Raw genomic sequence first — 10,872 nt, forward strand, 5'->3', positions numbered from 1 at the left:
AGGGCGGTGAGAAGTCACGCTTATGTCAATTTGCGTTGTTTTTTTGAGCGAATGGTAAAAAATATCGAATATAGGGAGTGTCTATCTGCGCTGTGCTGAGTAGAATGAAGCAATATTAGTGAAGTAACCTTCGCCCAATCCAATAAATCATAGGAAGGCCCATATGTCTTTTGAAGTACTAGAACAACTGGAAGCTAAAATCCAAACTGCTGTTGACACAATTGCACTACTGCAAATGGAAGTTGAAGAGCTTAAAGAAGAGAAACAGCAACTAGCAACTGAAGCGACTGAGCTAAAAGCAAACCGTGAAGAGCTAGAGCAGAAAGCTCAACAGATGGAACAAGAACATTCAGCTTGGCAAGATCGCATTCGCAATCTTCTAGGCAAAATGGATGACGTAGAATAAGCGATTAGCTTTGCCTTGGTAAAAGGGCGAATACGTTACTAAAGAATACGAAAACGCCTGCTGAATGTTCAGCAGGCGTTTTTATTTGTGTTATCTATCAGTCATGCGCTAACGCACGTGAGAGGTTAGTCGTTAGACTCAAGCTCATCTTCGTCATCAAGCTCGTCTTCTTCAGCTAATTCGAATTCAATATCTAACGGCTCTTGGGAAAGGATGATGCCTGTATTATCAGCGTAGAGGTAATCTTCAGGTAAGAAGGTCACACTGCCAAAGTTCACGGGTACATCAATTTCACCAATGTCTTTTTGAGTCGCGCCGACAGGGATAGAGGCAAGTGCTTGGATGCCGATGCTCATGTCTTCAAGTTCATCCACTTCACGAACGCAGCCGTAGACCACAATGCCTTCCCATTCGTTCTCTTCAGCAAGAGTGGCAATGTCGGCATCAATGAGCGCTTTACGTAAAGAGCCACCACCATCGACCAGTAAAATACGACCTTCGCCGTTCTCTTCTAAGACAGAGCGGATCAGCCCATTATCTTCGAAGCATTTTACTGTGGTGAGTTGACCAGCAAAAGAGGCGCTACCACCAAAGTTGCTGAACATTGGCTCTACGACATCGACTTGATCTAAGTAGACATCACACAGGGCAGAGGTGTTGTATTCCATAGCGTACCTTCTCTTTTAAATTATCAATCTGATTTGAGTATATCGGGCGCTGAAGCCAATGCAATGACAAGGCTCAATTAACTCACTAGAGTTTGAGCTATCACGACTCCTGCAAATAATAGATTGGTAATGAGCGAGCATTTTACGATAACCGGCATCATCGGCGCGATTTGAGCGGGTTTATCGGCGGCCCAAACGGCTTTACTGTGCTTGATTACCATGATTAAGCTTAGTAGGAATGGCAGGCTGATCCACAGGGGTTTGCCTTGTAAGGTGAGATAAAGCGTAAAAGCAAACAGTGCGCCCCCTAATAATAGAGAGTGATACTGCTTGGCTTTCTGTTGGCCTAGTCTCACGGCAACGGTGCGTTTCCCACACGCTTCATCGTTTTCAATATCGCGCATGTTATTGATGTTCAGAACGGCAACAGCCAGTAAACCACAGCCTAATGATGGGAGAAACAATCCAAACTCAAGATTACCCGTGTGCAAGAAGTAAGTGCCCGACACGCCAAGTAAACCAAAGAAGATGAAAACGGAAATATCACCTAACCCTACGTAGCCATAAGGTTTGCTGCCCATGGTATACGCAATGGCGGCAATAATGGCGAGCACGCCGAGTCCGATAAACGCCAAGATACTTTCAAGACTACTGAGGGCATAAAAAACTAAGCTCAAACCTGAGATGATGGTCAGCACGATATTCAGCGCAATGGCTTGTTTCATGACTTTCGGTGTGACCGCGCCAGATTGCATGGCTCTGACTGGGCCAAGACGTTCATCGTTGTCTGTGCCTTTTACTGCATCCCCGTAGTCATTCGCAAGGTTAGACAATATTTGCAGCAATGTGGCGGTGAGAAAGGCCAACAGAGCGACAGGCAGAGAAAAATGACCAGCTGAAAAAGCGAGACTACTTCCTGTAAGAATCGAGACTAAAGCGAGAGGGAGTGTTTTTGGTCTTGCGGCATCAAGCCAGATCAGGAGTGACTGTTTCATTCGGTATTCATAGTTTTATACAATAAAGTCAGTATACGCGCTTTTTTTGATGAATAAAAAGCCCACTCGAAAGTGGGCTTAGAATTAGATCTCAGATAAAGCTTTGAATACGGATATTCAGTGAGTTGAAAATCGGTTCAATTACAGAATGAAGCGACTTAAATCTTCATCATCAACGAACTCGCCTAATCGTGAGCTAACGTATTCTGAATCGATGGTTAACTGGCTGCCTGATTTCTCTGTTGCATCAAATGAGATCTCATCCATTAGGCGTTCCATCACGGTATGCAAGCGACGTGCACCAATGTTTTCAGTGGTTTCGTTCACTTTCCATGCCGCTTCTGCGATTTGGTGAATGCCTTCTTTGGTGAATTCGATGTCCACACCTTCGGTTTTCATTAGCGCAACGTACTGCTCAGTCAGTGACGCTTTTGGTTCTGTTAGAATACGCTCGAAATCATGGCTAGAAAGTGCTTCAAGCTCAACTCGAATTGGTAGACGACCTTGTAATTCAGGGATCAAATCAGAAGGTTTCGCGACTTGGAATGCACCCGATGCAACAAACAGAATGTGGTCAGTTTTAACCATGCCGTGTTTGGTTGAAACGGTGCTGCCTTCAATCAGTGGAAGCAAATCACGCTGAACCCCTTCACGGGAAACATCTGGGCCTGAGCTTTCGCCACGTTTACAGATTTTATCGATCTCATCGATGAAGACGATGCCGTTGTTTTCAACGTTGTAAATCGCATTCTCTTTTAGCTCTTCAGGGTTAACCAGTTTTGCTGCTTCTTCTTCGGTTAACGCTTTGAAGGCATCTTTGATCTTCATCTTGCGTTTTTTCTTGGTGTCGCCAGCAAGGTTTTGGAACATGCCTTGCAGTTGGTTGGTCATCTCTTCCATGCCCGGAGGAGCCATGATCTCTACGCCCATTTGTGGCGCGGCAACGTCAATGTCGATCTCTTTGTCGTCCAGTTTGCCTTCACGCAGCTTTTTGCGGAAGATTTGACGAGTATTAGAGCTGGTCTCTTCTGCTGGTTGCTCGTTTTGACCCCAAGCATCACGAGCGGGTGGCAGTAGGGCATCTAAAACGCGATCTTCTGCTTGCTCTTCAGCGCGGTATTTTACTTTTTCCATCGCTTGTTGATGCGTCATTTTCACGGCTACATCGGTCAGATCGCGAATAATGGTTTCTACTTCTTTACCGACATAACCCACTTCGGTGAACTTAGTGGCTTCTACTTTGATGAAAGGTGCATTAGCTAATCGAGCTAAACGACGAGCAATTTCTGTTTTACCCACACCGGTAGGACCAATCATTAGGATGTTTTTTGGTGTCACTTCTACACGTAAGCTCTCTTCAAGCTGCATTCGACGCCAGCGGTTACGTAGCGCAATCGCGACAGAACGTTTAGCGTTATCTTGACCAATGATGTGGCGGTTCAGTTCGTGAACTATCTCACGAGGAGTCATCTCAGACATGTTTATTCCTTAAAATCTATTCAATGCATGGTTGATGCGATACACAACACTATTTTTTGGTGTCTTCGCTGTTGTCAGCGTCAATGTCTAGTTCTTCAATAGTGTGGTGGTGGTTGGTGAATACGCAAATATCACCAGCAATTTTTAGTGATTTTTCAGCGATTTCACGCGCATCTAAATCCGTGTTCTCTAAAAGAGCAATCGCGGATGCTTGAGCAAAATTACCGCCAGAGCCAATGGCAATGAGGTCATTTTCAGGTTGAACCACATCGCCATTCCCGGTGATGATCAATGATGCAGTTTCGTCAGCGACAGCAAGCAGTGCTTCTAACTTTCTGAGCGCGCGATCGCTGCGCCAATCTTTTGCAAGTTCAACTGCCGCTTTGGTTAAATGACCTTGATGCATTTGAAGTTTGCTTTCGAAGCGTTCAAATAGAGTGAAGGCATCAGCAGTGCTTCCAGCAAATCCAGCCAGAACTTGATTGTTGTAGAGACGACGAACTTTACGTGCGTTGCCTTTCATTACGGTGTTGCCAAGAGATACTTGTCCATCACCCGCGATGACAACTTTATTATTACGGCGTACAGATACAATAGTAGTCACGAGTTGGCCTCTATTATTTAGATTACTTATTACTTGAGCTTCCGTGTGGTATCCGCGGGAACTCACATAAATGAAAATATGGTTTCGATAAAAACTATATGAGGATAAAGAGAAGGGAATTCAAGGGACAAAAAAGGGTAAGCGTTGAGGCTTACCCTAATTATGTCAATTAATGTGTTATTGCGTATCTTTCCAAATTGCGCACGGCTCAATCTTTGCTCGCTGCAGTTTATGACGATCTCGCTCAGCATCTCGTTTGAGTTTGTATGGCCCTAAAACAACACGGTACCAACTGCTGTTCTCTTTCTTGCGAATTTTACTGTTGATCCCTTGAAAAGCGATATCGAGTTTGCGGCTTTCTGCTTGAGACATCGATTTATAAGCGCCGCACTGCATGATGTATGGAATGGCAGAGACAACTTGTTCTTTGGCTTTCACTTCCACTTCGCGGTTCGGTAATGAATCGACGTAATCCCACTTCTCTTCAGGAGGGGGAGGAAGGGATTTCGTTGGCTTAGGTTTCGGCTTGGTTTTGACCACTGGCGCTGGTGGCTCAGGATCGTTACTTAAAATATACAGCCCATAACTAAACCCACTTAGCAGAAGAACGGCTAAGATTCCGATGCGCCACGGCTTTCGGCGTGGAGCTTGTTTTTTGGTCGGCTTTTTAGGGGCTCGACCGCGCTTTACATAATCTTTATTCGCCACAGCATTATTCGACAGTTAAATTCTCTGCTCTCATGGTAATCCAGATTGAGTGGATAGAACAGTAGGAGAGATAAAAACGGAAGCAGCGCACTAAAATGCACTGCTTCAAATCATTTTCATTATTTTAGGCTTTCAAAATCGACAAGCAATTAACTCATTCGTGGTGGCGCAGCACTGCCGCGAACGATCAATTCAGTCTCAAGGAGCCTTGAACCAGCACTGACTTCGTTCCCTTTGAGAAGTTCTAACATCATCAATACGGCTTGGCGTCCAATTTCATATCGAGGCTGAGAGATGGTCGTCAGAGGTGGATCGCAATATTCAGAGAATTGAATGTCATCAAAGCCAACAAAAGAGAGATCTTGTGGAACCCGTAAGCCTAGTTTTTTCGCTTCTTGAATCGCTCCAATAGCCATGGTGTCGTTATGACAAAAAATAGCAGTTGGCGCTTCTGGTAGAGACAGTAGCTTTCTCACAGCCCTTGCCCCCGCTTCAAACGTAAAGTCGCCTTGTACCGTAAAGGTTGGATTCATGATGAGCCCCGCTCGACGCAGCGCTTGCTGATAACCTTGTTGACGGAATTTACATAAGGTTGCCGATTCTGGCCCTGTGATTTGAGCGATACGCTTGTGCCCAAGTTGGGTGAGGTAGTTCACTGCATCGAATGCTGAGGTTAAGTTATCTATATGAACGGTAGGGAGCTCAAGTTCTGGTGCAAATTCACACGCCATGACCATTGGAGGAAGGTTTTTCTGTTCAGGTTTACTGACATCAAAAGGAAGGTCGGTACCCAGCAATAGCATACCATCGGCTTGTTTGGTGAAGACGAGGTTTACAAGAGAAGATTCACGCTTTTTCTGTTGCCCACTGTCACCAAGGAGGACTAAGTAGTCAAACTCCATGGCGGTATCTTCTATGCCTCGTATGATCTCAGTAAAGTAAGGATCGCAAATGTCGGGAATAATGGCGACAATCGTTTTTGATTCATTTCGGCGTAAATTTCTTGCCAAAGAGTTCGGTGAATAACCAGCTTCTAAAACAGCATCTTCAACACGTTTACGGGTTGAGGATGATACTTTTTCCGGATTCATTAACGCACGTGATACGGTCGCGGTTGATACTCCAGCCAGCTGGGCAACATCCTTCATTGTCGCCATACTAAATCCTCTTAAGTCACTTACTTACATGCCAATACGGCATTTAATTATTGTTTTAATGAATGAAATACGTCAGTTACATTTTTTAACGTTTTCTGTTGAGGAGATAGTTTATTCAATTCCAAAGAGAAAGTTACGGGCTGTTTAACAAAAATTACATTGTCTATGTGACTTCGCTCACGATAAATGTGAATACATTTTCTGATTACATTGTCATTAGGGGCATTCGCACCATCAACTAAGATCTTGGGGCTCGATATCCAGCGACCAACGCACTTTTTTTGCGCTGGGTAACAGATTAATCGCAGGCTTCGCGCTATAGAGCAGCTTTTGCATTAATGGTCTGCTTTGAGTTTGAAGCAGTAATTGCCAGCGTGATTTCCCTGCTCGTTTCGCTAATGGCGCAGGCGTCGGGCCAAGCACCATGCAGCTATCATCAAATAGCGGATGAGCTTCAAGGGTATGTCGCACTTGGCTAAGAAATTCTTCTACCTGCTGCGGGTTGTTTGCTTCAGCCCTAAAAAGCGTTAGATGGGAATAGGGTGGCAACTGCGCCATTTTTCGCTCTTCCAATGCGCTAATGGCAAAGTGGCGATAATCTTTGTGCAGCAATGCTTGTAATAGCCCGTGTTCAGGGTGATGAGTTTGTAAGATTACTTCTCCGGGTTTACTGGCGCGTCCCGCTCGTCCTGCCACTTGAATAAACAGCTGAGCCAAACGTTCAGCCGCTCGAAAATCACTGCTGTAGAGTGAGCCGTCAATATCGAGCAAACCCACCAATGTTACATTGGGGAAATGGTGCCCTTTGGCAAGCATTTGAGTGCCGATGAGAATTTGGAATTCACCTTTACGAATTGACTCTAGAGCGGACTCTAAACTGCCTTTACGGCGGGTGCTGTCGCGATCAATTCGAATGGTTTTGTATTCTGGGAAAAGTTGCTCTAACTGTGTTTCAAGCTGCTCGGTTCCGACGCCAACGGTAACGAGCTGAGTGGAACCGCATCCATGACATTGATGGATGACAGGTTGCTGAGAGCCACAGTGATGACAGCGAACTTCACTGCTGTGCTGGTGGAAGGTGTAGTACGCATCGCAGCGTTTACATTCTGCAATCCAGCCACACTCATGACACATCAAAGCAGGGGAGAAACCGCGTCGATTTAAAAACAGCATCACTTGGTTGCCCGCTTTAAGGTGGCGGCGCATTTCGGCAATCAGTGGTGCTGATAATCCACTTTCTAAATAGAGCCCTTTCACATCCAATACTTTATTGGTGGTTGGAAGGGCAACCCCTGCTCGTTGGCTTAAGGTTAGATGATGGTATTTACCACTGAGCGCATTATGCAGCGTTTCAAGTGCTGGCGTCGCGGTGCCAAGAATGATTGGGATCTGCGCTTTGTTCGCGCGCATGATGGCGACGTCACGCGCGTGGTAGCGTAGGCTGTCTTGTTGTTTGTAAGAGGCATCATGCTCTTCATCGACGATAATAATGCCAAGATCCGCAAAAGGCGTGAACAGAGCTGATCGAGTACCAATGACAATGCCCGAAATATTGTCGCGAGCAGAAAGCCAAGCGTTCAGACGTTCGGTGTCATTTAACCCTGAATGGATCACTTCAACCGGCACATTAAACCGTTTTTTAAAGCGGTTAATGGTTTGTGGGGTCAATCCAATCTCAGGAACCAGCACTAACGCTTGTTTTCCCTGTTCGAGGATGGGCTTAATCATATTCAGATAGACTTCGGTCTTCCCCGAACCCGTTACCCCTTCTAATAAATAGCAGCCGAATTCGGTTTGGCTGTTGACGGTGGCGATCGCAATCGCTTGTTCTTCATTGAGCTTAGGTTTATCGCAATCGGCTTCAACCTGATGATTCCATGCCGTGATCTTTGGTTTTTTCTCTAATGATTCAATCCACCCTTTCTCTTGCAGGGTTTTCAGTACAGTGCTGCCCACTTCGTGATCGATAAACTCTTGGTGAGGGACATTGCCATTTTCGAGCATATGCATCACTTTCGCTTGCTTGACTGCACGACCAAACCCTTGCATGAGCTGATTTTTCCCTGATGCGGTCAGTTGCCATTCCACCAAGGTGGCAAAATCAGCGGCTTTCCCTTTACGTAACGCAGAAGGAAGCGCGTTGGTTAGGGTTTCACCTAGGGGATATTGGTAAAATTTGCTGCACCAGGTTAATAGGGTATACACCGACTCAGAGAAAACAGGTTGGTTATCTAAGACTTGCTTAATGCTTTTTAGCTGCTCGCGAGGGAAATCGGATTCATTGACCAGTGCTGTGACGATCCCGACTAATGTTTGACGACCAAAAGGCACAGAGACTCGCCCACCAATAATTGGAAATAGGTGGCTAGGAATAAGATAATCGAACTGCTTATCTAGGGGAACAGGCAGAGCGATTCGAGCTATTGATGGGCGCATAGGGTCATAAATTCGGCACAATGATGAGAAAACACAGTCTAATTTAATCAGTTAGGAAATTCGAGCTATCTTATTCTTAAGTCGACTAATGAAAAGGCGATAAAAGTCGCTACGCTGGCGTTCTGCTTAGGTTAAAACCGAAGTGAATGGTCTTTAATCGGAGAGATAAGCCGTAATAAAGGCGCGTAAAACATTTAACGGTGAAAAAACTATCAAATTGGTTGATCCTAGGCAGGGGATTCATTACTATACTGCGCCTTAACGTCATGGCTTATTTTACCTTTGAGTAATTTAGCGGTGGCAATAATTTTTTAAACTACGTGTGGTGTCCGGCTTAGATTCGGATGGCGACACGGCCTAACGAGGTTATCCCATGAAAACTGGAATCCACCCAGAATACAAAGCTGTAAGCGCAACTTGTTCTTGTGGCAACACATTTGAATTCAACTCTACTCTAGGTAAAGATTCAATCCACCTAGACGTATGTGACAAATGTCACCCATTCTACACTGGTAAGCAACGTATCGTAGATACAGGCGGCCGTGTTGATCGCTTCAACAAGCGTTTCGGTGCTCTTTCTAGCAAGTAATTCTATTACTTTTGCTACACCGAATGAAAAAAGGACGCCATGGCGTCCTTTTTTATTATCTGCATTTTAGCAATTTCGCCGTAAACCCTCGCCCAATCGGGCGGGGATATAAGGCGTAAGACGCAAAGCGGCTTAATCTGGTGTAGCCTGACTCTCTACATAAGCCTTTAATGTTTCGATTGTTGCACCTCCTGCCGTACAAGCAAAGTAAGAGCGCGACCATAACGCAGCACTTTTGCTTTGCCTTGTAAGGTGCGTATTCTGCAATCGCAACATTCTTGATGAAATGGATTTAAGGTTGTTAACCATTACGCTCACTGACAACTTTGGTGGGTACGCTATCAGCAAATGAACATGATCTTGTTCGCCATCCATCTCCATTAATTCACATTCAAGTTTTACACAAGCCGATTCAAAAGCCTCTCTTAATTGTTCGATCATAATTCCAGTAAACAACTTGCGCCTGTATTTCGTTGTAAACACTAAATGCACTACCAATTTACTAACGCTATGCCTTTTCTTGAGATAACCATTCAGTTGACCATTATCAAACGCACTCACTTTACAAGCCTCGCTTTGAGCAATAGAATACGGGCATTCTACACGTGAGCACTGAAAATGTTAAGAGCAACCAAAGTACGCATTTACCCAACACAAGAACAAACTGAGTTTCTAATAGCTCAGTTTGGTGCTGTGCGCTTTGCGTATAACAAAGCTTTGCATTTGAAGTCTCATATGTACCGCAAGCATGGCATGACTCTGAACCCTAAAAAGGACATAAAACCATTGCTTGCTGTTGCCAAAAAATCACGTAAATACCACTGGTTGAAGCAATATGATTCAATCGCCTTGCAACAATCGGTAATCAACCTACACCAAGCATTCGATAACTTCTTTAACCCGAAGTTGAAAGCCAAGTACCCACAATTCAAACGTAGACACGGCAAGCAATCTAGCTATCACTGTGTAGGTGTAAAGGTGCTTGATGGTGCTATCAAGCTTCCGAAAATGAAGCCTGTTAAGGCGAACATTCACCGAGAAATTACAGGCAAGGTTAAGAGCATCACTGTAAGCCTAAGCAAAACAGGCAAGTTCTATGCATCTATCCTTGTTGATGATGAAGTAGAGACTCCTACGCCACTTCACACAGTGAGAAAGGTAACAGGTATCGATCTAGGCTTGTCTCACTTTGCTATTGAATCCAATGGAAGAAAGACCGCCAACCCAAGATTTGTAAAACGCGCTGAGAAGAATCTCAGACGTAAGCAGCGTCAGCTATCCAGAAAAGCAAAAGGCAGTGCCAATCGTGCGAAAGCTCGAATGCTTGTAGCTAAATGCCATGAAAAGGTAGCGAATGCTCGCGCTGATTTTCAACACAAACTCTCTCGAACTCTCGTTGACGAAAACCAAGGGGTGATAGTTGAGACATTGAAATCAGCAAACATGATGAAAAACCGCAAACTGGCAAAACACATAGCTGATGCCTCGTGGCATAGCTTTGTCGTTAAGTTGGAGTACAAACTTAAAGAGCAAGGTAAGCACCTAGTGAAGCTCGACCAGTGGTATGCAAGCTCTAAAACATGCCATTGTTGCGGTCACAAAATGGAAGAAATGCCCTTATCAGTTCGCAAGTGGGATTGTCCATCTTGCGGCACTACAGATATAGACCGCGACTTAAATGCCGCCCTTAATATCCGTGATAAAGGTATTTTAGAATTAAAGGCGGCTGGACGATCGTCTCTGCTTATGGAAGCTGCGTAAGTCTCGATACTATCGAGCAACGGCTAACGAAATAAGAAGCATCGCCCGATCAGGGCGGTGAGAAGTCAC

Annotated in this window: 11 protein-coding genes; 3 read left to right on the forward strand and 8 right to left on the reverse strand. The window is 44.9% G+C overall.

Annotation, left to right across the window (positions count from 1 at the left end; genetic code table 11):
• Positions 1 to 163 precede the first annotated feature (163 nt).
• The gene (zapB, locus tag FCV43_RS19400; RefSeq protein ID WP_017052605.1) at positions 164 to 406 is read left to right on the forward strand and encodes a cell division protein ZapB; all 243 of its coding nucleotides are present in this window, start codon (positions 164 to 166) and stop codon (positions 404 to 406) included.
• Between the two features lie 125 nt (positions 407 to 531).
• Here the strand turns inward: zapB and rraA are convergent, their stop codons facing one another.
• The 7 genes from rraA to priA form a co-directional block, all read right to left on the reverse strand.
• Positions 532 to 1,074, reverse strand: coding sequence for a ribonuclease E activity regulator RraA (gene rraA, locus FCV43_RS19405; protein ID WP_113797231.1), 543 nt, complete (start codon positions 1,072 to 1,074; stop codon positions 532 to 534).
• 77 nt (positions 1,075 to 1,151) lie between these two features.
• On the reverse strand, positions 1,152 to 2,069 hold the full coding sequence (locus FCV43_RS19410) for a 1,4-dihydroxy-2-naphthoate polyprenyltransferase (protein ID WP_017052603.1): 918 nt from the start codon (positions 2,067 to 2,069) through the stop codon (positions 1,152 to 1,154).
• A 141-nt stretch (positions 2,070 to 2,210) separates the two neighbouring features.
• Positions 2,211 to 3,548, reverse strand: a complete 1,338-nt coding sequence (gene hslU, locus FCV43_RS19415) for an HslU--HslV peptidase ATPase subunit (protein WP_113797229.1) — start codon at positions 3,546 to 3,548, stop codon at positions 2,211 to 2,213.
• A 49-nt stretch (positions 3,549 to 3,597) separates the two neighbouring features.
• Positions 3,598 to 4,152 carry an ATP-dependent protease subunit HslV gene (hslV, locus tag FCV43_RS19420; protein ID WP_017052601.1) on the reverse strand — a complete coding sequence of 185 codons (555 nt, stop codon included), beginning with the start codon at positions 4,150 to 4,152 and terminating at the stop codon, positions 3,598 to 3,600.
• A gap of 177 nt (positions 4,153 to 4,329) precedes the next feature.
• Positions 4,330 to 4,860, reverse strand: a complete 531-nt coding sequence (gene ftsN, locus FCV43_RS19425) for a cell division protein FtsN (RefSeq protein WP_136996093.1) — start codon at positions 4,858 to 4,860, stop codon at positions 4,330 to 4,332.
• Positions 4,861 to 5,009: 149 nt separating this feature from the next.
• Positions 5,010 to 6,017, reverse strand: a complete 1,008-nt coding sequence (gene cytR, locus FCV43_RS19430; protein ID WP_136996094.1) for a DNA-binding transcriptional regulator CytR — start codon at positions 6,015 to 6,017, stop codon at positions 5,010 to 5,012.
• Between the two features lie 234 nt (positions 6,018 to 6,251).
• Positions 6,252 to 8,453, reverse strand: a complete 2,202-nt coding sequence (gene priA, locus FCV43_RS19435) for a primosomal protein N' (protein ID WP_136996095.1) — start codon at positions 8,451 to 8,453, stop codon at positions 6,252 to 6,254.
• 373 nt (positions 8,454 to 8,826) lie between these two features.
• Between priA and rpmE the strand changes: the two genes are divergently transcribed.
• Entirely contained in the window at positions 8,827 to 9,042 is a 216-nt protein-coding gene (gene rpmE / locus FCV43_RS19440) for a 50S ribosomal protein L31 (protein WP_017052597.1), read from the forward strand.
• Between the two features lie 132 nt (positions 9,043 to 9,174).
• On the opposite strand, the gene tnpA is transcribed toward rpmE, so the two are convergent.
• Entirely contained in the window at positions 9,175 to 9,579 is a 405-nt protein-coding gene (tnpA, locus tag FCV43_RS19445) for an IS200/IS605 family transposase (RefSeq protein ID WP_431188303.1), read from the reverse strand.
• 81 nt (positions 9,580 to 9,660) lie between these two features.
• Between tnpA and FCV43_RS20720 the strand changes: the two genes are divergently transcribed.
• Positions 9,661 to 10,803 carry an RNA-guided endonuclease TnpB family protein gene (locus tag FCV43_RS20720; protein ID WP_136996097.1) on the forward strand — a complete coding sequence of 381 codons (1,143 nt, stop codon included), beginning with the start codon at positions 9,661 to 9,663 and terminating at the stop codon, positions 10,801 to 10,803.
• Positions 10,804 to 10,872 lie beyond the last annotated feature (69 nt).

Source organism: Vibrio genomosp. F6, from assembly GCF_005146325.1.
GTDB classification, from domain to species: domain Bacteria; phylum Pseudomonadota; class Gammaproteobacteria; order Enterobacterales; family Vibrionaceae; genus Vibrio; species Vibrio cortegadensis.